Source organism: Streptomyces sp. NBC_00094, from assembly GCF_026343125.1.
GTDB lineage: Bacteria > Actinomycetota > Actinomycetes > Streptomycetales > Streptomycetaceae > Streptomyces.
In genome coordinates this window covers 7615074-7640675 of record NZ_JAPEMB010000001.1, presented here as the reverse complement: position 1 = coordinate 7640675, position 25602 = coordinate 7615074, and the positions used below count along the sequence as shown (strand labels likewise).

Below are 25602 nucleotides of genomic sequence, written 5' to 3'. Positions count from 1 at the left end.
TCCGCGGTACGTCATCGGGCTCGCCCCACACGACTCGCGAAGGAGAGTTCCGTGACCGCGGACATCACCACAGGCACCCGGGCCCACAAGGCGCCAGCCGACTCCCGTGTGACCCTCGCCCACATCATGAGCGAGCACGACACCAACCTGTACGGGACCATCCACGGCGGCGTGGTCATGAAGCTCATCGACGACGCGGCGGCCGCGTCGGCCGGCCGGCACGCGGACGGCCCCGCCGTCACGGTCTCCGTGGACCGGATGACGTTCCTCGCCCCGGCCCGCACGGGCGACCTGCTCACCGTCCACGCCACGCTCGAACGCGCCGGCCGTACCTCCATGACCGTCGCCGTCCAGGTCACCGCCGAACGCTGGAACGTCACCACCAGCCCCGCCACGGAAATGGCCACCGCCCGGCTGAGCTTCGTCGCCATCGACGCCGACGGCCGGCCGCGTCCCGTCCCCGGCCTCCTGGAGACGTAGCCGCACCCGATGGGCGGCGGGCCCCCGTGTCGCGAGGCACGGGGGCCCGCCTGCGGTACCGCGTGCGGGTCAGGACACTCGGTCGGCGGCGAGCCGGGCGGCCAGGGCGGGGACGCCGAGAGCCTGCTCCTGGGCCGGTGTGGCCTGATACAGCTTGTTGGTCAGCTGGTACGGGTCGTCCACCAGGTCGTAGTACTCGCGGAACTTCACCTGGCCGGTGCCGGACACGGTGCCGTTCACGTCGGTCGTCAGGTCGTAGTACTCCGTGTACTGCTTGTCCTTGGCCACGTACGAGGACCAGGTGGGCGCCCCACCGGTGCCGGTGCCCTGCTTCCACCATTCCACCAGCAGGTGGTCACGGCTGTGGGTCGTGAGCAGGGACCGGCCGTCCTGCGGGGCGCTCGGGGTGATGCCGGCCGCGTCGAGGACGGTCGGCGCGATGTCGATGTTGGCGACGATGCGGTCGTCCACCGTTCCCGCGCCCAGCCCGCCGGCCGGCCAGGAGAGGTAGAACGGCACCTCGTGGGCCGGGCGGTAGGGCACCGACTTGGCGGTCCAGCCGTGATCCCCCCAGCCGAAGCCGTTGTCGCCGATGTAGATGACGAGGGTGTCGTCCAGCTGCCCCAGGGCCTGGAGCTTGTCCTTGAACGCCTGCACCGCGTCATCGACGGAGAGCAGGGTGCGCAGCTGCTGGGCGCGGATGGTCCGGCCGTCGGCGAGGGTGCCGGTCGCGTTCCTGATGTAGGCCGGCTTGTCGCTGCGGTCGTTCTCGGGCACGGAGGGGCGGCCGTTCCACTCCGGGACCGGGGTGCCGGCGTACTTCGCCTCGGGGGTGCGGGGGCCGTGGGAGGCGTAGGGCGTGACGTACGCGAACCAGGGCCGGGGGTCGGTGGCGGCCTTGTCGAGGAATTTCAGCGTGCGGTTCTTGACGATGGTGGTGGTGTAGCCGTCGATCGTCTGGACGGCGCCGTCGACGTTCCACTGGGCGTCGACGTATCCGGGCTGGAGGAGGGCGAACTCCTCGAAGTGCGGCGGGTTGTCCGCCAGGGTCCAGGAGTTGAGGTACTTGCCGAACAGGCCGGTGCGGTAGCCCGCCTGCTTGAGGTACTTCTGCACGGTGGTGCTCTGGTCGAGCGCGTGCGAGGCCTTGTTGTTGCGCACGCCGTGGTTGTGGGCGTGACGGCCGGAGAACACGCTGGAGCGCGAGGGCGAGCACAGCGGCGTGGTGACATGGCCGTTGGTGAACCTCACGCCCTGGTCGGCGAGCCAGGCGACGGTCTTGGGCAGGGCCCACTCGGTGTGCTTGGGCTGGTCGTCGGTGACGATCAGCAGGATGTTCGGACGGCCGGCGGCAGCGGCGGGCCCGGCTCCGGCGACCTGCGCGAGGGCGGGTACGGCGGTCGCGGCCGCGACGGCGGCGGCACCGCCGAGAAAGCCTCGTCGGCTCACCGGCGGGCGCTGGTTCTCGCTCATGATGTCCATTCCTCCTGGGGCGTCTGCGCATGGGGGCACGGCGGACGAACGGACGAGGGACGAGCCGTCGGCCGCGATGCGGAAGGGAAGAGACGGGAGTCAGGCGGGGGCGCCAGGTGGGGATCCCGTGGGGGGAGAGGGCGCGTTCAGCGCGCCGGGGCGACCGTACACAGGGCGCTCGCCACGTGACCTTGGTCGACGTGGCGGCGCGCAGTGAGGATTCCTGCTGCCATGGCGACGAGAGTAGGCGAGCGGGAACACCGTTTCCATGTACGGCAGATGAAATGGGCGACGCCCCGATGTCCCGCCGGTCGCGGGCCCGGCGGAAGGCCTGGCGGTGGGCGACAAGCGCCAGTCCCGGAGCCTCGACCCGGCACACCGCTTCACCGCGTTCACCACCGAGACGAAGCAGCCCGACGGCACCTGGGCCAACTCGACCAGCAAGCTCAACCATTACGGGGACGACTCCGACGAGCCGCCCTGGATCATCGAGGACACCACCCAGGGCACCCTGACGCGTAACGTCTACGGAGACGAGCCGGTCGAACCGGAACTCCGCCTCGTCGCTCGGAGCGATCACCAGGGACTGCACTCGATACCGCCCCTCCGGGATGTCGACACGGAGGACGTCCGCCTCGTCGACGTCGCTCCCGCCCATCGCGGAGTCCAGCAGCACGTACCGGCCACCGAGGACGATCTCGAAGAGATCCTCCCAGTGCCCATGCGGATGCTTCTTGACGGACAATCCTTGTGACGGACTGCGCACGACATCTCCTGGTGACTCCTCACAGACAGGACCCATCGTGTCCCCCACCGATCTCACCCCACCCCTCGTGACGTCGTTGGTGAAGGACGCCGTCACGGCCCCCTCGATGCACAACGCACAGCCCTGGAAGTTCGTCTGCAGGGCGGACGCCGGCATCATCGAGCTGCATGGCGATCCGCTGCGCGGCATGCCTCACGAGGACCCCGACCACCGCGCCCTCCACCTCGGCTGCGGCGCCGCCCTGTTCGGTCTGCGGGTCGCCGCAGCGCACAGGGACCGGCACGCCGAGGTCAGGCTGCTCCCCCGCCCGGGAGACCCCTGGCACTTCGCCGACGTGGAACTCCACGGGCCGGACGACATCGACCGCGATCTCGTCGAGCTTCACGCCGCTCTGCCACGACGGCACACCAGCCGGTTCCCCTTCACCGAGGAACCGATCCCCTCCGAGGTGACCGACGCGCTCTGTGCCGCGGCCCTTCTGGAAGGCTGCCGACTGGTCCTTCCCGGAGCGTGGCACACCGAAGCCGTCCTCGGACTCGTCCACGACTCCGAGAACTTCGAGGCCGCGCACGCGGCGGTTCGCGAGGAGATCGCCGCCTGGACGCGCACGGGTGCGGCCGACGAGGGCCCCGGGACCGAGGGCATCCCTTCGTATGCCTTCGGCCCGCGGCAGTACGACGTGACCTCTCCCATCCGTGACTTCGACCCCTCCCGCCGCGTCACGGCCCGTGACGCGGCCTCCTTCGAGAAGCGACCCCGGATCGCGCTCCTCGGGACGGCGGAGGACGGCCCCGAGGAGTGGCTGAAGGCGGGGCAGGCCCTGCAGCGGGTACTGCTCCGGGCGACCCTCGACGGTCTGTCGACCTCCCTCATGTCCCAGCCCCTGGAGTGGTCCGAGCTCCGCCCCGTCGTACGGGATCCGGCTTCGACGACGGGCTTCGTGCACATGGTGATCCGCCTGGGGTACGGCCCTCCCGGACGGGCCACCCCCCGCCGACCCGTCTCGGAGGTACTCACCTTCGACTGAACATCCGCCGGGATACCCGGCCACCGCGACACCGAGATCCGCCGGAACGCCGTCGAGCAGGTGCTCCCCGTGCGGAGCACCGGCCGCCCGCGCATCATCGAAGCATGTCCCAGGTGACGACCACCGATCTGTACGAGGCCACGATGGCGCTCTCGTACCTGCGGGAGGACATGCGGGCGTCGGCCACCTTCAGCCTCTTCGTGCGCGAGCTGCCGCCGGGCCGCGGGTTCCTCGTCGCCGCCGGGCTGGAACCGGCCCTCGACTACCTCGCCCGCTTCCGCGTCGGCCGCTCGGACGTCCAGGAGTTCGCCGAGGCGCTGCGGCGGCCCGTGGAGGACCTGGCGCCGCTCCAGGGCCTGTCCTTCGACGGCCAGGTACGTGCCGTACCCGAAGGCCGGCTCGTACTGGCCGGTGAGCCGCTCCTGGAGGTGACCGCGCCACTGCCGCAGGCGCAGCTCGTGGAGACGTACCTGCTGTCCCTCCTGTGTCATCAGACGGCGGTCGCGTCGAAGGCGGCGCGGTGCGTGCTGGCCGGAGCGGGGCGGCCGCTGGTGGACTTCTCGCTGCGCCGTGCCCACGGGCCGGAAGCGGGCATGCAGGCGGCCCGCCTGTGCGCCCTGGTGGGCTTCGCCGGCACGAGCAACGTCGCCGCCGCGCGCCGGTACGGCATCCCTGCGGCGGGCACGATGGCCCACTCGTACGTCGAGGCCTTCGGCTCCGAGGAGCAGGCCTTCCGGGCCTTCGCCCGCACCCATCCGGGCCCGGTGACCTTCCTGGTCGACACGTACGACACCGAGCGCGGCGTCGCGACGGCCGCGCGCGTGTTCGTGGACCTGGGGCTGGGTCCGGGGTGCGGGATCCGCCTCGACAGCGGTGACCTGGGCGCGCTGGCCCGCCGTGCCCGTACGGCCCTCGACGCGGTGGGACTGGGTGACGTGCGGATCATCGCGAGCGGCGGCCTGGACGAGTACGGCGTCGACCGACTCGTACGGGAGGGGGCACCGATCGACGCCTACGCCCTGGGGTCGAAGGTCGGCACGGCCGCCGACGCCCCCTATCTGGACGCGGCGTACAAGCTGGTCGAGTACGACGGCCGGCCGGTCATGAAGCTGTCGTCGGCGAAGGTGACGGCGCCGGGCTTGAAGCAGGTCTTCCGTGGCCCCGGCCTGCGCGACGTCATCGGCCTGGCGAACGAGGAACCGCCCGAGGGCATGGAGCCCATGCTCCGGACCGTCATGCGCGGCGGACTGCGTACCGAGCCGCCCGAGACCCTGGACACCGCCCGTGCCCGCTTCGAGGCCGATCTCGCCGCGCTGCCGGACGAGGCCCGGCGCATCGAGGCGCCCGTGCCGCCCGTCCCGGTGGTGTCGACACGGCTCTCGGCACTGACGACCGTCGTCCGGCACCGCATCGAGGCGCGGACGGGTGCGGGGCGGACGGTGCCGGGGTGACATGGATTCCGGTACTCGCGGGAACGGCCCTCGGCGCGGGCCGCCGACGGCGGAGGCCGCTGTGGTTCCGCCCTTCAGGGGGCCAGGTCACGGCGGCGGAGCAGTGCGTGGGCGAGGAGGAAGCCGACCGTTCCGACACCCAGCAGGACCGTGAGCTGCGGCCACAGGACGGCTCCCCGCGCGAGGGCGTCTCCCGGGGCGTAGTAGTGGAAGGGGCTGGCGTACCGCAGCGGCGCGGCGGGTTCCCAGGCGAGGGCGATGAAATTGACGGCGAAGCCCACGGCGCCGATTCCGATGACGGCACCGAGGACCTGGGACCGTCTTCGCCCGGCCGCCGACACGGCGAGAGCCGGTCCGATCAGGCACAGGGCGAAGGCGTACCCCATGAGTCCGGCCGCGAACACTCCGCCGAGGCCGACGTCCGCGTGGATCGCCGGGGAGAGCGCCACACCGGCGGCGACGGTCAGGGTGGCGGCGGCGGTCAGGGCTCCGCTGGCGATGAGGAGGGCGGCGGTGCGTTCGACAAGGAGCCGGGTGCGGGTCACGGGGCGGACCACGACGAGCTCGATCGTGCCGGACTCCACGTCGGCGGCGACGGCCGCGGCCGCCAGGGAGCCGATCACGGTCAGCTGGAGGGCGATCCAGAAGGGGTGGACGAGGCCCGCCCCGAGCAGCCCCGGGTAGCTGGCGATCGACACGTCACCGCTGGAGCCGCTGAACGCCCGGTACGCCGCCGGAGGCCCCTTCCGGCCGCCGGAGAAGAGCTGCCCGGGCGGGATCGTGTTCGTCACGACGACGATGAGCGTCTCGAACACCACCATGCCGATCAGGACGGCGACGAGCATGCGCCGTCTGCGGTGCAGCGCGAGCCACAGCAACGGCAGGCGCGCGTTCACGGCGGTTCCTCGGACGTGTGGTCCCGGTAGAGATCGAGGAACGCCTCGTCGAGGCCGGCCTCCTCCACCGTGATGTCGGTGACGGGGAGCGCCAGGAGGTCACGCAGTGTGCCCGTGACCTCGCTCGGCGGGACCAGCAGCTCGGCACGGTCGCCCTGCCAGCGCGGGTTCCAGCGCTCGGCCCTCCCGAGTCGCCGGGGACGGTCGGCGGATCCACCGGCGAGGGAGACCCGGATCCTGCGGGCCCGGGCCTCCCGCAGGGCGTCCACCCGCTCGACGGTGACGAGGCGCCCCTCCCGGACGATGGCGACCCTGCCGCACACCCGCTGCACCTCCGGCAGGACGTGGCTGGAGAGCAGCACCGTGTGCCGGGCCTCGGCCGCCTCGGCCATCAGCGCGTAGAACGTCTCCTGTACGAGCGGGTCGAGGCCTTCCGTCGGTTCGTCGAGGACGACGATGCGGGGATCGTGCTGCAGGGCCTGGACGAGCCCGAGCTTCTGCTTCATGCCCCGGGAGTAGCCGAGGACGGGACGTCGCAGGTCTCCGCCGGAGAGGCCGAGGCGTGAGCAGAGCTCCTCGCGGCGGGGTGACGGAGCCCGTTGCAGGGCGGTGAGCAGGTCGAGTGTCTGCTCCCCGGTGAGTTCGGGGTAGAACCGCAGCTCACCGGGGAGGTAGCCGAGTTCGGGCGCGAGCCGTGAGTGGTCCGCGACCGGGTCGAGACCGAGCACCCGTATCCGGCCCGACGTGGGTCTGAGCAGCCCGGCCATGCAGCGGAGTGTCGTCGTCTTGCCGGCCCCGTTGGGGCCGAGGAAGCCGAAGACCTCCCCGGTCCTCACCGTCAAGGACAGCGTCTCGACCCCGAGGACCGATCCGTAGCGCTTCGAGAGCCGACTCAGCTCGATGGCGCCGGTCTCGCCCATGCGACCAGTCTGTCCCGCCGCTCGGCCACTCGGCCACCCGCCTTCCGCTCCGGAGGCACCTGCCGCCGGAGCGTGCTCGGCGGGCCGGACTCCTCGACGACGCGGCCCGCCCGCCACCCCGCCGATGTTGCGTGGTGCCGGCGGAGGTCGCATAGTCCGAGGTATGGACGCGCGTGAAGCGGCGCTCCGGCAGGCGCACGACCATGCTGTCCGGTGGCTCGCGAGTCTGTCCGACCGCCGGGTTCCCGCCCGCGCCTCGGTCGACGAGACCGTGCGCGCGCTCGGTGTCGACCTGCCTGACGGACCCAGCGCGCCCGCCGACGTCGTCGACCTGTTGGCCACGGCCTGCGAGCCGGGACTCACCGCGTTCCCCAGTGGCCGGTTCTACGGGTTCGTGGTCGGAGGCACCGAACCGGCCGCGCTGGCCGCCGACTGGCTGGTCAGCGCCTGGGATCAGAACTGCGTGATGCGCGCCGTCTCGCCCGCGTACACGGCGACGGAGGAGATCGCCGGCGCCTGGTTGCTCGATCTGCTCGGCCTGCCGGGCGACAGCTCCGTCGGCTTCACCACGGGTGCGACGATGGCGAACTTCACGTGCCTCGCCGCCGGACGGGACGAGGTGCTGCGGCGAGGAGGCTGGAACGTCGCGCGTGACGGCCTCACCGGTGGCCCGCCCGTGCGTGTCGTCGCCGGCGAGTCCCGGCACATGGCCATCGACCTGGCGCTGCGCTACCTCGGGCTCGGCAGGCCCGAGCCGGTGAAGGCGGACGATCAGGGACGCATCGAGCCCGTGGCCCTGCGGCACGCGCTGGCGGCCGGGGGGCAGGGCCCCACGATCGTGATCCTCCAGGCCGGCGAGATCCATTCCGGCGCCTTCGATCCCTTCGCCGAGAGCGTGCGCGCCGCGCGCGAGGCAGGCGCCTGGGTCCATGTCGACGGCGCGTTCGGCCTGTGGGCGGCCGCCTCACCGCGCTACGCCCATCTGACGGCGGGCTGCGCGGACGCGGACTCCTGGGCGACGGACGCCCACAAGACCCTGAACGTCCCCTACGACTGCGGACTCGCGATCGTGCGTGATCCGTCCGCGGTCCGGGCGGCGATGGGTGAGCGTGGCGACTACCTCATCCAGCACGAACACGGCGACCCCATCGACAAGGTGCCCGAACTCTCGCGACGCGGCAGAGCCTTCACCGTGTGGGCCGCCCTCAGGTCCCTCGGCCGGTCAGGGGTCACCGACCTCGTCGAGCGGTTGTGCCGTCATGCCTCCGCGTTCGCCGCCGGCATCGCCGGGATCGACGGCGCGACGGTCCTCAACGACGTGGTGTTCACACAGGTCTGCGCCGAGTTCGGCGGCGACGAACGCACGGACCGGGTCCTCGCCCGGCTGCTCGACGACGGCACGGCGTGGATCAGCGGCTCCACCTGGCACGGCAGACGCGTGATGCGGATCTCGGTGAGCAACTGGTCGACGACCGACGACGACGTGCGGCGCACGCTCGACGCGATCCGGCGTGCGGCCGTCGGCGCCTGACGACGGGGAGACCGCCGGCCGACAGGGTGGCCGACCGACGGCGGGGAGACCGCCGGCCGACAGGGAGACCGCCGTCGACGGGGACGTCACGCTTCGCGGGCCCCCTCGTACATGGTCTCGATGTCCTCGGCGTAGTGGCGCTCCACGACGGGCCGCTTGACCTTGAGGCTGGGGGTGAGCTCGCCGTGCTCGACGTCGAGGTCGCGCGGGAGCACCGAGAACTTCTTGATCGTCTGCCATCGCTGCAGGTCGCCGTTGACGCGCTGGACGAAGCCCTCGATCAGCGCGTGCGCCTCCGGTGAGGTGACGACCTCGGCGTAGCCACGGCCCCCCAGGTCGTGGGATGCCGCCCAGGGCATGATCACGCTCTCGTCGAGCGTGATCAGGGCGGTGCAGTAGTTGCGGCCGTTGCCGATGACCAGGATGTTGCTGACGTACGGGCAGACGGCCTTGAAGCGGCTCTCGATCTCCGTGGGGGCGATGTACTTGCCGCCCGAGGTCTTGAAGAGGTCCTTCTTGCGGTCGGTGATCCTGACGAAGCCGTCCTTGTCGACCTCGCCGATGTCGCCGGTGTGGAACCAGCCGTCGCTCTCCAGCACTTCGGCGGTCTTCTCCGGAAGGTTGTGGTAGCCGCGCATGACACCGGGGCCCCTCAGGAGGATCTCCCCGTCCTCGGCGACGCGGACCTCGGTGCCGGGCAGGGGTCTGCCGACCGTGCCCACCCGGAAGTCGTCGACCGGGTTGACCGTGCAGGCGGCACTGGTCTCCGTCAGGCCGTAGCCCTCCAGGACGGGCACGCCGGCGCCGGCGAAGAAGTAGCCGATGTCGGGGGCGAGCGCGGCGCTTCCCGACGCGCTGCCGCGGAGTTCGCCCCCGAAGGCGGCGCGGATCTTGCCGTAGACCAGCTTGTCGGCGACGGCGTGCTGCACGGTGAGCGACAGCGGCACCTTGCGCCTTCCCGTCGCGACCATCTGCTCCTGCCCGGTCCTGGCGTAGTCGCGGGCGACCTTCGCCGCCCACAGGAAGATCTTGTACGTGGCGCCGCCCTCGGCCCTGGCCTTGGCCGCGATGCCGTTGTAGACCTTCTCGAAGATCCGCGGTGCGGAGGCCATGACGGTGGGCCGGACGGCGGGCAGGTTGGTGATGATGCGGTCGATGCGTCCGTCCACCGCGATCACGCTGCCGGTCCTCACCTGACCGGAGATCAGGGCGTTGCCGAAGACATGGGACAGCGGCAGCCACAGGAACTGCACGTCCTCGGGGAGCAGCAGCCCGCTGACCTCCTGCGCGACGGCCTGGTAGGACCAGCAGTCGTGCACCAGGCGCACGCCCTTCGGGCGGCCGGTCGTTCCGGAGGTGTAGATCAGGGTGGCGAGTCGATCCCGCTCGATGGCCCGGACCGTCGTGTCGATCGCGTCCGGATGCTCCTGCAGGTGAGCCCGGCCGCGCTTCTCCAGCTCGGCGAGGGTCAGTACGTCCACCCCCTCGATCCGGGGTATGTCCCCCTCGGCGTCGAAGAGGATCGCGTGGCCGAGCTCGGGCAGGCGTTCGGCGTGGACGGCCACCTTGGCCAGCTGGGCGGCGTTCTCGACGAAGATCGCCCGGCTGTCGGAGTCGGCGAGGATGTACGCCGTCTCCTCGGCGTCGGTGCTCGGGTAGACGGCGGTCGCGGCGGTACCGGCGCACATCACGCCCAGGTCGGCGAGGATCCACTCCACCCGGGTCGAGGAGGAGATGGCCACCCGCTCCTCGGGTCGCAGCCCGAGGGAGAGCAGGCCGGCCGCGATCGCCTTCACGCGCTCCGCGGTCTGCGCCCATGTCAGCGAGGTCCACTCCTCGGCGCCGGGAGCACCGTGGTCGGCCGCCACCGGAAAGCGGTAGGCCTCCCTGTCGGGCGTGGCCTCGACCCTTGAGAGGAAGAGGTGTGCCACCGAGTGCGGCCGGTTCTCGAGAAGGTACTGCGCGGAACTCATGTCGACCTCCGGGCCCAGGGCGCCCGTCAACGCTTCATTGACCGGCGGGTAACTTGCGAGCAGTGGAGAGGCTAAGGGGAAACACCCCGGCGCGTAAGGGGAGTAGAGGATAAACGCGCTCTGTCGAAGATCTTGTGATGTCAGGTCTGATAGGGGTGGAGGGCGACGCTTCCTGCTTCGACGCTGATCTCCACCCAGGCGCCATCGACGCTGTCGGGGATCGGTGACGCGACATCGAACAGGACCGGCCAGTAGCCCATCTGAAGATAGGCCGCGTCATCTCCCGTGAGCTGGAGGCGACCGCGCAGGACCAGCCGGTCGCCGTCCTGCCGGATGCCCGGCTCGGCGCAAGAGGCTGAATGCGTGTTCTTCCCCCAGTGGATACCATCGTCGATGGTCCATTCGACGAGGTGGTGGCCGTCTGCTTCCTGCGGATCACCACGCCAGAGGACCACGGCGGATCCGATGGGTGTGTGAACCCGAACTGCCGTGGGCCGCTGTGGGATCTTCTCCGTGTGGACCAACATTGCTCCATCATCCCGGCCTCGTCCGTGCAGCTGAGAGCGGCCTCGGAAAGATCACGGACTATGGAGTACCCGTTGGCGGAGGAGCTCGAGGTTGGCTCGGCCGAAGCCCATGCGGTTGAGGAGCTTGACGCGTGTGACCTGGCCTTCGACCTGGCCCGAGCTCCATGAGGTGGTCAGGGCAGCAGTGACCGCGTCGTGATCACGGCGCAAGCCGTTGACCAAACTATGCAAGGCGGGCAGGTTGTCCGCGAGGACGCGTTCCATCCAGGAGGGCAGTAGCTCGCCGCGGAGGTCACGCATCATGTGGGCGAAGTCGCGGACGTGCCGTGCGGCGGCGTCGAGTTCGGGGCAGGTGGCCCGGATCTCCTTGAGTTCGGTCGCATCGGTCTCGGTGAGATGTCCGGGGTTCGTCATGATCCAACGGACGACACGGCGGGGCTTCGGTGCCGGCCGAGGCTCGGGAGGGGCGCGGGCGGGTGCTTGGGCCGGGTGCTGTGGGGCTTTTTGAACGGGCGGAAGTAGCGGCGGACGCGTTGGACGTCTCCGGTGAAGCCTCGTTCGCGCAGTTCACGGTGCAGCTGGGGAGTGTCGTGGCATCCGGCATTCCACCGCTGGTGCGGGTAGGTCTTGTACTCGTCCAGGATGGTTGCCCGGTTGGTGGCCTTGACCAGGAGTTCGTCGAGGCTGCGGGCTCGGGTGAAGCGGCGCACAGTGGAGTGGTCGAGCCGCAGCTCACGGCGGATCGCGGCCAGCGTCTTCCCTTCGGTTAGCCGCTGCTGGACTGCTTCGTATCGCTCGCTGGTGCGAGTCACCAGGCACCGTGGGCGGCCCAAGGAGTCGAGTGTTCCGTCCTGAGGAACGAATGAGGTGGTCTCGACGGTAGGTGGTTCCTTCGTGGCCAGGTCCCCCGCGGCGGACTCCTTCGCGACCGGGGGTATCGCGAACGCCGCCCGGATGCAGCCGTAATGGGCGCCGACCGTCTTCTCCACGGCCTCGGCGAGGTTCCGCCACAAATGCCCCCCCGTCCGCGACCTGCATGGCCTGTGGAGCTCCGGCCCGGGCGCCCTCCGCGTAGGCGCCAGCCCGGTCCCGGCAGATAATCTCCACTTCAGGGTGGCCGCGCAGCCAGACGGCCAACGACGCGGCGTCCCGCCCGGGCAACACGTCGAGCGGCCGCCGGGCCTCCAGGTCGACCAGGATGGTGCCGTATGAGTCGCCTTTGCGGAGTGCGAAATCGTCCACTCCAAGCACTCTGACCAGGGTCGGAGGTGGTTCGGGAACGGCGCGTAGGAGCTGCAGGAGGGTGTCCTTCGCGACCCGGATGCTCAGCTCGGCCGCTAACCGCGCCCCTTGTCGTCCCGCCAGCGTCAGCGCGATCGAGGTGAGCGCGGCACGAAGCAGCGGGGTGTAGCGGGCGTGCGGTCTGGTCAGCCCGGGGATCTGCTCGGCGGACGTCACCGCTGAACAACGGGCGGTGAGGCATTTGAAACGGCGTACCGTCAGCTCGATCGCGACCGGGGCACCGCCGACGGGAGCGTCAGCGAGTCGCCGCAAGTACCGACCGTGCACTCGCCACGACGGCATCATGCATGCCGGACATCTCGCCGGGAGCGTCCGGCACGACGTACGAAACGTGACCACTCCGGCCACCCGCTCGATCGACTCCACGACCACACCCGTCAAATGCGGTAGCAACCGCCCCAAATTCCCTGAACCGCACACTCGGAGACTGCCCAGCTCAGCCGCGTGGCATCACAAGATCCCCGACAGAGCCGAATTACTTGACCGTCGACACAACCGGCCTTCCTGCTCACGACGCTACGAGCCGGCACCGACAACCCGGGCCAGGCGGGCTACTGGCCCGGTCCCACCGGGACGATCTCCACGTCGCTGACGCCGTCCTCGGCCGCCTTCCGGGCCTTGTAGTACTCGGCGCTCGGCGCGTCGTAGTTGACGACCGAGACCTGCCGCTCGTCCCGCCCCGCCCGCGCCTATGTCAGCCGATAGACGTCCATGCGATCCTCCGTTGTCCTGGGGTGGGACCCGGCGGCAGCATCGACTTCAAGGATGGGCGCCGCCGGGCCCCGCCAGGGTGGCACGCGGCACTGACAACCAGCGCTTCGTCGGGCGGCGCTGATGGCACTCTTTGCTGGGGGCGCCCTTGTGTGGTCACTGGCCGTCGCGGTCACGCAGGTCGTGTTGGGTACCTGCGACCGCCGGCCCCCAGGTCTCCGGCATGTGGGCGACGACCACCGCTGCGGCTTCCTGGGCGGTGTAGCCGGGTTCGCGCGAGAATGGCTCGCTGCGGTGATGAACCGCATAGCGGCGGTCACCGAGCGGGTAGATCGCCGAGACGTCCTGGGAGAACGGGAACCCGGTGCACCTGCTGAACATCAGGGCCCCGTGGCTGGTGAAGGGGAAGAGTGCCCTCAGTCTGGGTTCGGCGTGCGCTGCATGGAGCATTTCCAGGTCTTCGTAGGGGTCCGGTGTCAGGTAGCGACTCCACTTCTCTGCCACGGCGTACTCGGGACCGCGTTCGTGGGCCAGAGCGAGGGGGCTGACTTCCAGGAATGGTGCCGCGGTCTGTAGTTCGGCCAGGGTGACGCCTGCACGCCAGGCCGCGGCTGCTTCGGCGAGTTCAGCGAGGTCGCTGGTGGAGCCGTTGGTGAGATTCACACCTTGACCCCACGCGGCGGTGAGGAACACCCGCTCCGCGGATCCGAGGTCCACGCTGAATCGGTCCAGCCGTGGGCTGCGGCTGATGATCCCTGCGTGGATGAGCGACGAACCGTCGGACGAGGACCGAACCTCACCGACGTCCAGGTCGTTTTCGGCGGCGCACTGGGCGAGGGCTGCACGGAGACTCCCCGCAGCAGCAACATCGGGGTACAGCTCGGGATCGGGTTGGAGCGGCTGCCGGGACGGGCCAGGTTGTTGAGTCACCCCGACATGATCACTTTTGTTAAGTCCGCAACCAAGTGGGGAGTGAGAGCGGGCCTGGGGAAACTCGAGGCTCTGGCCGGAGTTTCGTGAAGGGCCAGGTCGTCGGAGTGGAGGTGGCTGGGATCCAGCGGCCCCCTTCGTAGGTCGCTACCCAGCAGCCACAACCATGCCGGCCGTGACCTGAGGACGGTTGGGGAGCAGCGACGCGAGGTTGTCCCTTACGAAGTCCGCCGCCCGCTCGATCGACTCTTCGGCCCCGGACTGGTCTTCAAAGACGCTGGTAGAGACCATCACTCCGTCCCCGGCGTCCACCCAGTAGTAGGCCACGAAGCCGGGGACTCGGCGGAGGAGAGGCACGAATCCCTCATCCACTCGGCGTCCCGCCTCGGCAGAGTCAGTCACTCCTTCGTAACGCCGAATTACTGCGTACACAGCTGATCTCCTCACGGATCCCAAGGTCACCTTGCGCGAAGCGACCTACCCCCACCGAGCGTCTTTCGCTCGGGGGACGCCCGGAAGTGACCCGTATAGGCGCACCGGGGATCTGCTGTGGCCAGGTCTGGGCGAACCGGGACATCACGAAACTCCGGCCAGAGCCGATAAACGTGCTCGCCGCGGTAGCGGGGTGACGGGCGCCGGGTGACAGGCGCGGGGCGTCGCCCGACGGGTGGCGGGTCGCGGGCGTGAAGGGCCGCTGTCGGCGTGCTGACGCGAGTCGGCCCGGAGTTCGCCATACGCTGCGTCTCTCCGGGAACCCCTCCGAAAGCGCGGATGGTCTTGATCGCCGTCACCGTCATCGCGGGCATTCTGTTCACCTGGTGCGTCCTGTCGCGCCGGCTCGCGCTGTGGAGCGTCACCGCGCCGATCGCCATGATGGTGGCGGGCATCGCCCTCACCAGTGGCTCGGACCCGCCCCTCGTCTTCGACCTCGGTGACATGGCCGGCTTCGAGCACGCGGTGGAGGTCGTCCTCGCCCTGCTGCTCTTCGTCGACGCGACCGAGGTTCCGGCGGGAGTCATCCGACGGGAGAGGAGCGTCGTCGCCCGTCTCCTGGGCGCCGCGCTGCCGTTGACCCTGGGCGCCGCCTTTCTGGTCGCGCTCGCCTTCTTCCCCGACCGGCCCGGATGGGTTCTGGCGGTGCTGGCGACCGTCGTCGTCCCCCTCGATCTGGCGCCCGCCGCGGCCGTCGTGCGGGACGAGCGCATCCCGGCACGCCTCCGGGAAGTACTCACCGTCGAGGGCGGCCTGAGCGACGGGATCGTCTCGCCGGTGTTCCTGCTCTGCGTCGCCGCCGCCGCCGAGTCCCCCACGGCGGGCGACGACTACGCCGAGGCCCTCCTCGGCGCCGTCGGAGCGGCGGGCTGGGCCGTCGGAGCAGGATCACTCGTCGGCTACGTGTCCGGGTCGCTGCTGCGCCGGTCCTGGGCGCGGGGCTGGATGCTGTCCGCCGCGACGAGGCTCGCGGTGCTGAGCGTGCCCATCGCCGCGTACACCCTGTCCACGGCACTGGGCGGCAACGGCTTCGTCGCCTCCTTCGTCGCCGGCGTCTGCATCGCGCCGGCGATGCGGCATCTGCCGGAGGACACCGTGAAGATGACCGACGATCTGGTCACCCTGCTGACGCTCGGTCTGTGGTTCCTGTTCGGTCAGTTGGTCAGTGACGAGTTCTGGGACGGCTTCCACCTCTCCGTCGTCCTGTACGCACTCCTCGCCGTCACCCTGGTGCGCCTGGTGCCCGTGATGATCGCGCTGATCGGTACGGATCTGTCCCTGTCCGACAGGCTGTTCCTGGGGTGGATGGGGCCCCGAGGAGTGACCTCGGTGGTCTTCGGCCTCCTCGCCGCGATCGAACTGCCCGCTGCCGGTGGCGGTGACTTCGTCTCCCGGGTGATGGTGATCACCGTCATGGTGAGCATCGTGCTGCACGGCCTGAGCGCCGAGCCCGTCGGCCGCCTCTACGCCCGCGCTCGGCGCACCTCCCCGGAGCCTTCGGGCAAGGGGTGAGGTGTCGCGGACCGGCCTCAGATCCCGAGCGGCCCGTTCGCGCCGAGGGTCAGCACCATCGTGTCCGAGTCGCCGTTGCGCCCGACTCGGGTGAAGCCGAGAGAGGTGTAGAGGCGTACGGCGGGGTTCCCGTCCTCGACGCTGAGGCTGAGCCGAGCGACCGGAGTCGGCCGCTCGGCGGCAGTCCGGATCAGCTCCTCCATGAGCGCGCGCCCGTGCCCGCGACCACGATGGCCAGGCAGCACACCGAGGGTCAGCTCGGGGACGTCCGGCGCGACGAAGCCGTACCCGGGCCTGTCCTCGGACAGGTATCGCGCCCAGGCCGCTCCGATCGGTTCGCCGGTGTCGGTCTCGGCGACCACTCCGAAGTCACCCTCCCGGGGCCAGTCGGTGAGGTAGCGCGCGGCATACGGATCGGCGACGAGCTCCTCGACGTGGAACCTCTGCTCGCCGTTCCAGTTGTACGCCTCCAGCAGGACGCTCCAGAGGAGGTCGGCGTCGCCGGCGATCGCAGGGCGGAGGGGCATGGGCCGCCTTCGGGACGAAAGCGAATCGGACCGCTCGACGATAGACCGCCATCGACGGCGCAGGCAAAGGAAATCCGGCGAACTCCGAGGCCTGCGACTGGGGGCGCCGGAGGAGGCAGGCGTCAGGCCTTCTCGGTGTCGGTGATCCAGCGGGCGGCGAGGAGGCCGGACGCCGCGGTGAGGACGGCGGCGGCGATGACGGTGCCGTGGAGGCCGACCATGCCGGCGAGGACCCCGGCGACCAGGGCACCGGCGGCGTAACCGATGTCGCGCCAGAAGCGGTAGGTACCCAGGGCGTTGGCGCGCCAGGCGGGGTGGGCGTGGTCGGAGACGGAGGCGATGAGTGCGGGATAGACCATGGCGGTGCCGAGTCCCAGGGCGATCGCGGACAGGACTCCTGCCAGGAGTGGTGTGTCCAGCAGCGTGAGGGCGAGGACGAGTCCGGCGGCTTGGACGAACATGCCGGTGACGATCAGGGGTTTGCGGCCGATGCGGTCGGCGAGGTGACCGGTGGGGATCTGGCCGATGCCCCACACGATGGGGTAGAGCCCCTTGATGAGGCCGACGGCGGCCAGGCCCAGGCCGTGGTCGGTGAACAGGAGCGGAAAGACGCCCCAGGTCAGGCCGTCGTTGAGGTTGTTGACCAGCCCGGCTTGGCTGGTCCCGCGCAGGGATCGGTGGCGCCAGGAGGTGCGGGCGAACGTGGCGGCCAGTCCCGAGCTCTCGCCGGCGGGCAGGGGCTTGGTCTGCTGGGCGAGTTCGAGCGCGACGTGCGCGGCCGTGTCCCGTACGACCAGGGCCAGGGCGAGACCGGCGACGACGAAGACCACTCCGATCAGCTCGGGGACGGGGCGCAGCCCGTAGGAGGTGGCGAGGTAGCCGGTGAGAAGAGCGGTGGCGCCGACGGCTGTGTAGCCCGCGGCCTCGTTCAGGCCGGTGGCCAGGCCCCTGCGGGCGGGTCCCACGAGGTCGATCTTCATGTTGACCGTCATCGACCAGGTCAGGCCCTGGTTGAGGCCGAGCAGGACGTTCGCGGCGACGATCCATCCCCAGGCGGGTGCCCAGGCGAGGACGAAGGGCACGGGGATGCCGATCAGCCAGCCGACGACGAGGAGATGTTTGCGGCGGAAGCGGGCCGTCAGGGCTCCGGCGGCGAGGTTGGTCAGCGCCTTGGTGAGGCCGAAGGCGCTGATGAAGGAGAAGACCGCAAGGTCGCTGGTCAGGCCGAACGTGTCGGTGCCGATGAGCGGCACGGTGGTTCGTTCCAGGCCCACCAGGCCGCCTACGGCGATGTTGACGACGACGAGCAGGGAGAACTGGAGCCAGTTCTCGCGCAGACCGAGGCGGACCGGACGCCGATGGGCTTCGGTCGGTGCGCCGACCGTGGGCGTGGCATTCACGAGCGGACTCCTCCGAGCCTTGACGGGATGGCGGGCTGCGGGCGCGGGGGCGCCGGACACGGTCCCGGTCGTCCACCGAAGCGCGTGCACGCGCACGCCGTGCGAGGGCGGTCATACGGCGCCGGCCCTCCGGGGCATCCAGGAAGTCCTGTCTGCCAGGAAGCACGTACCTGCAGATCAGAATACCCCGCAGGGTATATGAAGCCAGACTTCGAGGCGTACGCCACACCGCGATCCAGGATACCCAGGGGGGTATTTGACTTCCCTGTGGCGCCACCTTACGGTCGAGGGCGTACATACCCATGGGGGTATCGCCAGCAAGGGATGTCTCGATGCGTGAAGCAGGTCCGGACGCCGTCGCGGCCGACCCGCTCAGGGCGCGTTCGCCGTCGACCTCCGCGAGTCCGACGAGTACGCGGCGCGCGGCCGGCGCACCCGACTCGGGGTGCCCGTTCCACACGAAGGGATTGCCGTGTTCTTCACCCAGTACTACCTCGACTGCCTCTCCCAGGCGTCGTACATGATCGCCGACGAGGAGAGCGGCCGGGCCGTGGTCGTCGACCCGCGCCGGGACGTCTCCGAGTACCTGGCCGATGCCTCCGCCCACGGGTTCACGGTGGTCGGCGTGATCAACACGCACTTCCACGCGGACTTCGTCGCCGGTCACCTGGAGATGGCGGACGAGACCGGCGCCTGGATCGGCTACGGCCGGCGGGCCGAGACCGAGTACCCGATCCGCGAGCTCGGCGAGGGAGAGCGGATCTCGCTCGGCGCCGTCACCCTGGAGATCATGGAGACGCCCGGGCACACCCCGGAGTCGATCAGCGTCCTCGTGTACGAACACGCCGACGACCCCGTCCCGTACGGCGTCCTCACGGGCGACGCGCTGTTCATCGGCGACGTCGGTCGCCCCGACCTGCTCGCCTCCGTCGGCGTCACCGCAGAGCAGCTGGGCGCCATGCTCCACGACAGCGTGCAGAACAAACTGATGGGCCTCGCCGACGAGGTGCGGGTCTTCCCCGCGCATGGCGCCGGCTCCGCCTGCGGCAAGAACCTCTCGACGGAGAAGCAGTCGACCATCGGCGAGCAGCGCGCGACCAACTACGCCTGCGCGCCGATGGGTCGGGAGGAGTTCGTCGCACTCGTCACCGCCGGCCAGCCCACCGCGCCCGGCTACTTCGCCTACGACGCCGAGCTGAACCGCAAGGACCGGGTCCGGTACGACGCCTCCACCGCCCCACGCCCGCTGACGCTCGCCGAGTTCGGTGAGCTTCGGGCCGCCGACGCGGTCGTGGTGGACACCCGCGACCCGCAGGAGTTCGCGGCCGGACACCTGCGCGGCGCGGTGAACGTGCCCGCCGACGGGCGGTTCGCCGAGCAGGCGGGCACGGTGCTCGATCCGGCCGACGAACTGGTCGTCATGGCCCCGCAGAACCGGGAGGAGGAGGTCGTCACGCGCCTCGCCCGGATCGGCTTCGACCGCGCCGTGGGATACCTGCGCAACCCCGAGGACGCCCTGGAGGAACTCGCCGACGAGGTCGCTCCCGCGAGCCGCGTGACCGCCGCGCAGCTGCGTGCCGCCCTCACCGGCGACGAGCCTCCCGTCGTGGTGGACGTCCGCACCTGCGGCGAGCGCGAGGCGAACGGCTTCATCGAGTCCGCCCTGCACATCCCGCTGAGCGAACTGCCCGCACGCAGCGGCGAGCTGCCCGCCGACCAGCCCCTCGTCCTGCACTGCGCAGGCGGGCACCGTTCCTCCATCGCGGCCAGTCTGCTGCGCCACCGGGGGTTCACCGACGTGTCCGACATCCTCGGCGGATACGCCGCCTGGGCCCTGTCGGCCCAGGCCGTCAGCGCCTGACCGGTCCCCCGCTCACCCCGTGGCCCACCGCGCCCGGGCACCTCACGCCCCCTTGAATACCCCCCGGGGTATTCAAGGGGGCACATCGAATGGAACCCCATGAGCACCACCCCCGCCCCCTCCCCCTCCCTCACCCCCGCCGTTCTGCACCGGCTCGTCCAGGAGGGGCGGGCGCCGCGCCTGCTCGACGTGCGTACGTCCGGCGAGTTCCGTACGGCTCACATCCCGGGCTCGTACAACGTGCCCCTGGACACCCTGCGGGAGCACCGCGCCGAGCTCCTCGCCCACCTCGACGAGGACGTCGTGCTCGTCTGCCGCTCCGGAGCCCGCGCCGCGCAGGCCGAGAAGGCGCTGGCCGACGCCGGCCTGCCGAACCTCCGCGTCCTGGAAGGCGGCATCGTCGCCTGGGAGACCGTCGGCGCCCCCGTCAACCGGGGTCCCGAGCGGTGGGACATGGAGCGTCAGGTGCGGCTCGTGGCCGGCTCGATCGTCCTGGCCACCGGCGTCGTCGGCGTGTTCGTGCCCGGCGCGCACCTGATCGGCACCGCCATCGGCGCCGGGCTCACCTACGCGGCGCTCAGCAACTCCTGCGCCATGGGCGTCCTGCTGTCCAAGCTGCCGTACAACCGCGGGCCGCGCCCCGACCTCCGCACGGTGATCGCGGAGCTGCGGGGCACGCCGTGACCACCCTCGTCGTCGCGGCATCCCTGCTCGTCGGTGTCAGCCTCGGCGTCCTCGGTGGCGGCGGCTCGATCCTCACCGTGCCGATCCTGGTCTACCTGGCCGGTCTCGACACGAAGGAGGCGATCGCGACCTCGCTGTTCGTGGTCGGCGTCACCAGCCTCGCCGCCCTGGTCCCCCACGCGCGGGCCCGGCGGGTCCGCTGGCGGACCGGGCTGCTCTTCGGCGCTTTCAGCATGGCCGGCGCGTACGGCGGCGGGCGGCTCGCCGCGTACGTCCCCGGTACGGCCCTGCTCGTCGCGTTCGCCCTGATGATGCTGGCCACCGCGGTCGCGATGCTCCGCAGGCCCCGGCGCGGCCGGCCGAAGGAGCGGCCCGCGCACGGCGATCTGCCGCTGAAGCACATCGCGGTCGAGGGCCTCGTCGTCGGCGCGGTGACGGGCCTGGTCGGCTCCGGCGGCGGATTCCTCGTCGTGCCGGCCCTCGCCCTCCTCGGCGGGCTCCCCATGAACATCGCCGTCGGCACCTCGCTCCTCGTCATCGCCATGAAGTCCTTCGCCGGACTCGCCGGGCACCTCTCGGGCGTCGAGATCGACTGGCGCCTCGCCCTCACCGTGACAGCCGCCGCGGTGGTCGGCAGCCTGGCCGGCGGCCGTCTCGCGGGGCGCATCCCGCAGGACGTACTGCGCACGGCGTTCGGATGGTTCGTCGTCGTCATGGGCGTCTTCGTCCTCGCCCAGCAGCTCGACACCGCCGTGTGGGCGCACCCGGCGACCTGGGCGGGGCTCGGGGCCGTATCCGCCGCCGCGATCGCGGTACGGCTGTGGCGGACCCCTCGGCAGAGAGCGCAGTAAAGGCCCGATTTATACCCCTTGGGGTATTCTTGTCAGGGGGGCGAAGGAGGAACTCCGTGCACGTGGACGAAGAATCGGTACGGCCGGTCCTGAACCGGTTGCGCCGGGCCCAGGGACAGCTGGCCGCGGTGATCGCGATGGTCGAGTCGGGCCGTGACTGCAAGGACGTCGTGACCCAGCTGGCCGCCGTCTCCCGGGCCCTGGACCGGGCCGGGTTCAAGATCGTGGCAAGCGGGATGCGGCAGTGCCTCGCCGACGACTCCGACGCCCCGCCCATGACCCAGGACGAACTGGAGAAGCTCTTCCTCACCCTCGCCTGACCCCTTCCCGGCCCGCCCTCTTCCCGGTCGCACCCCTTCCCGGTCCGGTCGGCACAGCCCCTGTGCCGACCGGACCTCGCCATGCTCGGCCGGCACAGGGCAGGCAGGTCCGACCGGCTCCGAAGAAGCGCGGATTCAGCCCGGCGGACCGTGTTCCCGCGCCCCGGAGGGAGAGCCGTTCCCTCCGGGTGCAGTTCGGGCCAATGGGAGGGGCACGCTCCGACCGCGAGGGTGCCGGCCCTCGAAAAGCGGGCGGGGCCTGCCCGGGGCGCGATCCTGAGGGGCTGTCATGCCCCGGTGTCGCACAAGCATCGGTCGGCGGTCACACGGTCGTCACACCGCCGTCGTCGTCCCATCGAACTCGCGGACTTCAGGATGGCTTGAAACCATGCGATTCAATCCCCCACGCCCGTACCGCCGTTGATCACACCTCGCTCACCTCACATACTGCGCTGACCGCCGGCGGGCGCCGTTGCGCCCCTGGCCGGAATCGACCACTCGACCTCATCCCAAGCTCCTGGGGGAGACTTGCGCGCACATGTGAAGAGGGCACACGCCTTCACCATCGCAGCGGCCACATCGGTGGCCCTGGTGGCAGGCATGACCGGCCCCATGACCGCGATCGCCGCGAACGCGACGACCGCACCCGCCACCCCACCCGTCGACGGCAGCCGGCGGATCCCGCTCGTCACGGGCGACCGCGTGGTGGTGGACGCAAAGGGCCGGATGGTGGGCTTCGAGTCCGCCGCGGGCCGTGAGCACATACCCGTACAGGTGCAGCGCACCGGGGACCGCACGCTGGTGGTGCCCGGCGACGCGCGGCGCCTGATCGCCACGGGCCGACTGGACCAGCGGCTCTTCGACCTCGACGTCCTCACCGACCCGCGCCTGCGCGAGAGCCACCGCGCCGGGCTCAAGCTGATCGTGCAGTACGAAGGGGGTGCCGGTGCCGCACGGGCCGAGGTGCGTGCGGCCGGTGACACCGAACTGCGGCGCACGTTCCCGACCCTCAACGCCGACGCCATCAGTACGTCGCAGGACGACGTGGCCCGAGTGTGGGACGCGCTGACGAACCCGCAGCAGAGCGGCCTGCGCGCCACCTCCTCCGGCATCGGCAAGGTGTGGCTGGACGGGGTGCGCGGAGCGAGCCTGGACCGCAGCGTCCGGCAGATCGGCGCCGACAAGGCGTGGGAGTCCGGGTACGACGGCACGGGCGTCAAGATCGCCGTCCTCGACACCGGCGTCGACAAGACCCACGACGACCTCAGGACGCAGGTCGTCGGCGAGAAGAACTTCTCCGCTTCTCCCGACGCCGTGGACCGGGTCGGGCACGGTACGCACGTCGCGTCGATCGCCGCCGGCACCGGCGCCCTGTCCGACGGCCGGTTCAAGGGCGTCGCCCCCGGCGCCAAGGTGATCAGCGGCAAGGTCCTCGACGACGAGGGCTACGGGGACGACTCCGCCGTCATCGCGGGCATGGAGTGGGCCGCCGCCGAAGGCGCGGACGTGGTCAACCTCAGCCTCGGCGGTGCCGACGACCCCGGCGTCGACCCGCTGGAGGCGATGGTCGACAAGCTGTCCGCCGAGAAGGGGATCCTGTTCGCCGTCGCGGCGGGCAACGAGGGCGAGAGCGGCGAGTCGTCGGTGGGCTCGCCGGGCAGCGCGGACGCCGCGCTGACCGTCGGCGCCGTCGACAAGGACGACAAGCTGGCGGCCTTCTCCAGCGTCGGCCCCCGCGTCGGCGACGGCGCCGTCAAGCCCGACGTGACGGCGCCCGGCGTCGCCATCGCCGCGGCCGCCGCCCCCGGCAGCGCGATCGACACGCGGCCCGGCACACCGCACCCGGCTCCGGGCTACCTGCAGATCGACGGCACCTCCATGGCGACCCCGCACGTCGCGGGCGCGGCGGCGATCCTGAAGCAGCGGCATCCGGAGTGGAAGTCCGCCGAGCTCAAGGGCGCGCTGACCGCGTCCGCCCAGGGCGGCGCCTACACCGCCTTCCAGCAGGGCACGGGCCGCGTTCAGCTCGACAAGGCGCTGACGCAGAGCGTGATCGCCGATTCGGGCTCGCTGAACTACGGCGTGGCGCTGTGGCCCCACACCGACGACAAGCCCCTCACCAAGAAGGTCGTCTACCGCAACCTCGGTACCAGCGACGTCACCCTCGACCTCTCGGTGTCCACCGTGGACCCGTCGGGCAAGCCGGCTCCGGCCGGGTTCTTCGCACTCGGCGCCTCGAAGGTGACCGTGCCGGCCGGCGGCACGGCCGAGGTCGACCTGATCGCCGACACCCGGATCGGTGACGCCGACGGCACCTACTCGGGCTACGTCACCGCCACCGGCGCGGGCCAGTCCGTCCGTTCGGCCGCGGTCGCCGTACGCGAGGCGGAGTCCTACGACCTCACGGTCAGGACCCTCGGCCGCGACGGCACCGACGCCGAGAACTTCGCCAACACCCTGATCGGCGTCTCCGGCCCCGCGAAGGGCTTCCAGACCCGCATCGACAGCGAGCCGGGCGCGCACACCCTCCGCGTGCCCAAGGGCTCGTACACCTTCGACACGGCCGTCTACGAGGACCCGTCGGACTTCACCAAGGGCACCGACTGGATCGCCCAGCCGAAGCTGGACGTCTCCGCCGACACCACCGTCACCGCCGACGCTCGCACGACCAAGCCGGTGGACATGACCGTGCCCGGCATCAGTGGTGTCGACTACGGCGGCACGTACTACGAGCGCGCGACCGACATCGGCCGCGTCGGCAACGGCTGGGTCCTCAGGGGCTTCACCGGCTTCCGCACCGCCCACATGGGCCCGGCCGTCACCGACGGTTCGCTGCTGCAGACCTGGGACGCGCACTTCCTCAAGGACGACACCACTCAGTACTCGGTGGCCTTCGGCGGCAAGGCGAGCAGGGTCGCCACCGGCTACTCCAAGCACGTGAAGGCGAACGAGCTGGCCACGGTCAAGGTCGGCCTCGGTGCCTCCGCCTCCGGGAAGAACACGCTCGTCTCCCCGTACGCCCAGCTGCCCGGTGCGCCGGAGGGCAACGGGTTCTCGGCGCCGCAGCCGGCTCCGGGTACGCGCACCTTCCACGTCTCCACCGCCGACGGCGTCACGTGGCTGACCAGGTTCAACCAGGTCGGCGAGCCCGACCAGTGGGGGTACCCGGCCTTCGAGGGCAACTACGAGATGGTCCGCCCCAAGCGCTACGAGGCCGGCGCGACGTACCGGGAGACGTTCAACACGGGCGTCTTCGGCCCGCTGCTGGGCGAGAACATGGGTGTCTTCAGGACCGCTCCCGACCCGGACACGGGCGAGCAGCAGCTCGTCGGCTCCCTGCCTCTGTTCGCCGACGGCAAGGGTCACGCGGGTTACACGACGGACACCTCGGCCACGTCGACGCTGTACCGCGACGGCGTCAGGATCGCCGAGAACGACGACCCGCTGACCGGCGCGAAGCCCTTCACTGTCGCCGCCGCCGACGCCGAGTACCGGCTGACGACCTCCGCGGAACGCCCGGCGAACATCGCCGGGGCCTCCAGCCGTATCGACACCAGCTTCACGTTCCGCTCCCAGCAGGTCGCGGCCACCACGGCGCTTCCGGTGTCCACGGTCCGCTTCGCGGCCCCCGTCGACCTCGCCTCGCGCGCCCCGGCCGGCCTGTCGGTCCTGGTCCCGGTGACCGTGCAGGGCGCGGCGGCCGGCGGCAACCTCGGGAAGCTCGCCGTGTCCGTGAGCTACGACGGCGGGAAGACCTGGCAGCCCGTGAAGGTCACGAACGGCCGGATCTCCGTGAAGAGCCCGGCGAAGGACAGCGGCATCTCGCTCTCCGCCGAGGTCACGGACAAGCAGGGCAACAAGTCGACGCTGTCGATCCACAACGCGTGGTTCGGCAAGTGACACCGACCCGCTGACGGGTCTCGCCTGAGCCCGGGGGCGGCTCCGCAAGTGCGGAGCCACCCCCGGGC

Annotated in this window: 23 protein-coding genes; 11 read left to right on the top strand and 12 right to left on the bottom strand. The window is 70.8% G+C overall.

What is annotated here, in order from left to right:
* Positions 1–51 precede the first annotated feature (51 nt).
* Positions 52–480: an acyl-CoA thioesterase gene (locus OG580_RS33705; protein ID WP_323182654.1), complete on the top strand. Its 429-nt coding sequence runs from the start codon at positions 52–54 to the stop codon at positions 478–480.
* A 69-nt stretch (positions 481–549) separates the two neighbouring features.
* Here OG580_RS33705 and OG580_RS33700 read toward each other — a convergent pair whose 3' ends face one another.
* On the bottom strand, positions 550–1953 hold the full coding sequence (locus OG580_RS33700; RefSeq protein ID WP_267047447.1) for a sulfatase: 1404 nt from the start codon (positions 1951–1953) through the stop codon (positions 550–552).
* A gap of 337 nt (positions 1954–2290) precedes the next feature.
* Between OG580_RS33700 and OG580_RS33695 the strand changes: the two genes are divergently transcribed.
* The 3 genes from OG580_RS33695 (at position 2291) to OG580_RS33685 (ending at position 5197) form a co-directional block, all read left to right on the top strand.
* A complete protein-coding gene (locus OG580_RS33695) occupies positions 2291–2707 on the top strand; it encodes a hypothetical protein (RefSeq protein WP_267047446.1) in 417 nt (138 codons plus the stop codon).
* A gap of 49 nt (positions 2708–2756) precedes the next feature.
* A complete protein-coding gene (locus tag OG580_RS33690) occupies positions 2757–3746 on the top strand; it encodes a nitroreductase (RefSeq protein WP_267047445.1) in 990 nt (329 codons plus the stop codon).
* A 104-nt stretch (positions 3747–3850) separates the two neighbouring features.
* Positions 3851–5197: a nicotinate phosphoribosyltransferase gene (locus tag OG580_RS33685; protein WP_267047444.1), complete on the top strand. Its 1347-nt coding sequence runs from the start codon at positions 3851–3853 to the stop codon at positions 5195–5197.
* A gap of 74 nt (positions 5198–5271) precedes the next feature.
* Here OG580_RS33685 and OG580_RS33680 read toward each other — a convergent pair whose 3' ends face one another.
* Together OG580_RS33680 and OG580_RS33675 are read right to left on the bottom strand one after the other, a co-directional pair.
* Positions 5272–6093, bottom strand: coding sequence for an ABC transporter permease subunit (locus OG580_RS33680; protein ID WP_267047443.1), 822 nt, complete (start codon positions 6091–6093; stop codon positions 5272–5274).
* Positions 6090–7013, bottom strand: a complete 924-nt coding sequence (locus OG580_RS33675; protein ID WP_267047442.1) for an ABC transporter ATP-binding protein — start codon at positions 7011–7013, stop codon at positions 6090–6092. Before OG580_RS33675 ends, OG580_RS33680 begins: the two co-directional genes overlap by 4 nt.
* 163 nt (positions 7014–7176) lie before the next feature.
* Between OG580_RS33675 and OG580_RS33670 the strand changes: the two genes are divergently transcribed.
* Positions 7177–8544, top strand: coding sequence for a pyridoxal-dependent decarboxylase (locus tag OG580_RS33670; RefSeq protein ID WP_267047441.1), 1368 nt, complete (start codon positions 7177–7179; stop codon positions 8542–8544).
* An 86-nt stretch (positions 8545–8630) separates the two neighbouring features.
* Here OG580_RS33670 and OG580_RS33665 read toward each other — a convergent pair whose 3' ends face one another.
* The 7 genes from OG580_RS33665 to OG580_RS33635 all read right to left on the bottom strand — a co-directional run bounded on the left by OG580_RS33665 (position 8631) and on the right by OG580_RS33635 (position 14359).
* A complete protein-coding gene (locus OG580_RS33665; RefSeq protein ID WP_267047440.1) occupies positions 8631–10517 on the bottom strand; it encodes a long-chain fatty acid--CoA ligase in 1887 nt (628 codons plus the stop codon).
* A 140-nt stretch (positions 10518–10657) separates the two neighbouring features.
* Positions 10658–11044, bottom strand: coding sequence for a hypothetical protein (locus OG580_RS33660; RefSeq protein ID WP_267047439.1), 387 nt, complete (start codon positions 11042–11044; stop codon positions 10658–10660).
* A gap of 51 nt (positions 11045–11095) precedes the next feature.
* Positions 11096–11458, bottom strand: coding sequence for a transposase (locus tag OG580_RS33655; protein WP_267047438.1), 363 nt, complete (start codon positions 11456–11458; stop codon positions 11096–11098).
* The gene (locus OG580_RS33650) at positions 11455–11856 is read right to left on the bottom strand and encodes a hypothetical protein (RefSeq protein ID WP_267048249.1); all 402 of its coding nucleotides are present in this window, start codon (positions 11854–11856) and stop codon (positions 11455–11457) included. Before OG580_RS33650 ends, OG580_RS33655 begins: the two co-directional genes overlap by 4 nt.
* Positions 11777–12685, bottom strand: coding sequence for an ISL3 family transposase (locus OG580_RS33645; RefSeq protein WP_267048216.1), 909 nt, complete (start codon positions 12683–12685; stop codon positions 11777–11779). The genes OG580_RS33650 and OG580_RS33645 overlap by 80 nt, the downstream gene beginning before the upstream one ends.
* Positions 12686–13213: 528 nt before the next feature.
* Entirely contained in the window at positions 13214–13987 is a 774-nt protein-coding gene (locus tag OG580_RS33640; protein ID WP_267047437.1) for a DUF6193 family natural product biosynthesis protein, read from the bottom strand.
* A gap of 147 nt (positions 13988–14134) precedes the next feature.
* Positions 14135–14359, bottom strand: coding sequence for a hypothetical protein (locus OG580_RS33635; RefSeq protein ID WP_267047436.1), 225 nt, complete (start codon positions 14357–14359; stop codon positions 14135–14137).
* A 399-nt stretch (positions 14360–14758) separates the two neighbouring features.
* Between OG580_RS33635 and OG580_RS33630 the strand changes: the two genes are divergently transcribed.
* Positions 14759–15991 (top strand): cation:proton antiporter, encoded by a 1233-nt coding sequence (locus OG580_RS33630; protein WP_267047435.1) that lies wholly within the window; start codon positions 14759–14761, stop codon positions 15989–15991.
* Positions 15992–16008: 17 nt separating this feature from the next.
* On the opposite strand, the gene OG580_RS33625 is transcribed toward OG580_RS33630, so the two are convergent.
* Together OG580_RS33625 and OG580_RS33620 are read right to left on the bottom strand one after the other, a co-directional pair.
* Complete coding sequence (locus tag OG580_RS33625) at positions 16009–16518, bottom strand: GNAT family N-acetyltransferase (RefSeq protein WP_267047434.1); 510 nt, start codon at positions 16516–16518, stop codon at positions 16009–16011.
* Between the two features lie 122 nt (positions 16519–16640).
* Positions 16641–17918, bottom strand: a complete 1278-nt coding sequence (locus OG580_RS33620; protein ID WP_267047433.1) for an MFS transporter — start codon at positions 17916–17918, stop codon at positions 16641–16643.
* Positions 17919–18390: 472 nt separating this feature from the next.
* Between OG580_RS33620 and OG580_RS33615 the strand changes: the two genes are divergently transcribed.
* The 5 genes from OG580_RS33615 to OG580_RS33595 all read left to right on the top strand — a co-directional run bounded on the left by OG580_RS33615 (position 18391) and on the right by OG580_RS33595 (position 25534).
* Positions 18391–19779, top strand: a complete 1389-nt coding sequence (locus OG580_RS33615) for a rhodanese-like domain-containing protein (protein WP_267047432.1) — start codon at positions 18391–18393, stop codon at positions 19777–19779.
* Positions 19780–19878: 99 nt separating this feature from the next.
* Positions 19879–20463 carry a rhodanese-like domain-containing protein gene (locus OG580_RS33610; protein WP_267047431.1) on the top strand — a complete coding sequence of 195 codons (585 nt, stop codon included), beginning with the start codon at positions 19879–19881 and terminating at the stop codon, positions 20461–20463.
* Entirely contained in the window at positions 20460–21314 is an 855-nt protein-coding gene (locus OG580_RS33605) for a sulfite exporter TauE/SafE family protein (RefSeq protein ID WP_267047430.1), read from the top strand. Before OG580_RS33610 ends, OG580_RS33605 begins: the two co-directional genes overlap by 4 nt.
* Positions 21315–21370: 56 nt before the next feature.
* Positions 21371–21634, top strand: coding sequence for a metal-sensitive transcriptional regulator (locus OG580_RS33600; protein WP_267047429.1), 264 nt, complete (start codon positions 21371–21373; stop codon positions 21632–21634).
* Between the two features lie 600 nt (positions 21635–22234).
* Entirely contained in the window at positions 22235–25534 is a 3300-nt protein-coding gene (locus tag OG580_RS33595) for a S8 family serine peptidase (protein ID WP_267047428.1), read from the top strand.
* Positions 25535–25602 lie beyond the last annotated feature (68 nt).

Bases quoted from the DNA above. Each gene is read 5' to 3' on its own strand.
- OG580_RS33685 (WP_267047444.1), top strand. From the start codon at position 3,851: ATGTCCCAGGTGACGACCACCGATCTGTACGAGGCCACGATGGCGCTC.
- OG580_RS33665 (WP_267047440.1), bottom strand. From the start codon at position 10,517: ATGAGTTCCGCGCAGTACCTTCTCGAGAACCGGCCGCACTCGGTGGCA.
- OG580_RS33625 (WP_267047434.1), bottom strand. From the start codon at position 16,518: ATGCCCCTCCGCCCTGCGATCGCCGGCGACGCCGACCTCCTCTGGAGC.
- OG580_RS33595 (WP_267047428.1), top strand. From the start codon at position 22,235: ATGACCGGCCCCATGACCGCGATCGCCGCGAACGCGACGACCGCACCC.
- OG580_RS33660 (WP_267047439.1), bottom strand. From the start codon at position 11,044: ATGTTGGTCCACACGGAGAAGATCCCACAGCGGCCCACGGCAGTTCGG.
- OG580_RS33610 (WP_267047431.1), top strand. From the start codon at position 19,879: ATGAGCACCACCCCCGCCCCCTCCCCCTCCCTCACCCCCGCCGTTCTG.
- OG580_RS33630 (WP_267047435.1), top strand. From the start codon at position 14,759: ATGGTCTTGATCGCCGTCACCGTCATCGCGGGCATTCTGTTCACCTGG.
- OG580_RS33700 (WP_267047447.1), bottom strand. From the start codon at position 1,953: ATGAGCGAGAACCAGCGCCCGCCGGTGAGCCGACGAGGCTTTCTCGGC.
- OG580_RS33675 (WP_267047442.1), bottom strand. From the start codon at position 7,013: ATGGGCGAGACCGGCGCCATCGAGCTGAGTCGGCTCTCGAAGCGCTAC.
- OG580_RS33655 (WP_267047438.1), bottom strand. From the start codon at position 11,458: ATGACGAACCCCGGACATCTCACCGAGACCGATGCGACCGAACTCAAG.
- OG580_RS33670 (WP_267047441.1), top strand. From the start codon at position 7,177: ATGGACGCGCGTGAAGCGGCGCTCCGGCAGGCGCACGACCATGCTGTC.